The sequence below is a fragment of the Thalassobacterium sedimentorum genome, from assembly GCF_031127905.1.
Lineage (GTDB): Bacteria > Verrucomicrobiota > Verrucomicrobiia > Opitutales > Coraliomargaritaceae > Thalassobacterium > Thalassobacterium sedimentorum.
Window position 1 is genome coordinate 1 of record NZ_JARXIC010000154.1, and the last position, 344, is coordinate 344.

Below are 344 nucleotides of genomic sequence, written 5' to 3' on the forward strand. Positions count from 1 at the left end.
TCCCTGAAATCCTGCCAGGAATCGAGGCCTGTGCCGTTGGACAGGTCTTCCCAATTAGCGCCATCGCTTGAGCGATAGACCGCGACCTCACCGTTGTAGTTGGGGGTGCTGGCATGGCCGACACAGATAAAGTAGCCCGCACCATAGGCGATAGCTTCGAGTATATGCGAGGCGCTTACACTGGTGTTGATGGGGCTCCAGGCTCCAGAGCCATGCTTGCGCAACACAGTGGCAGCCCGGCCGACACTCACCAAGGTTGAGTTTGCGTCGTAGCTGATGCCCATGAGTTCGGAATTTTTGTTATATGCCAGCGCAGTCTGTTCCGATGGTACCTGGTAATCGAG

1 pseudogene is annotated in these 344 nt (G+C 56.1%); it reads right to left on the reverse strand.

Annotated elements, in window-relative coordinates:
• Window positions 1-344 (reverse strand): annotated as a pseudogene (locus QEH59_RS18810) (hypothetical protein); the annotation flags it as partial.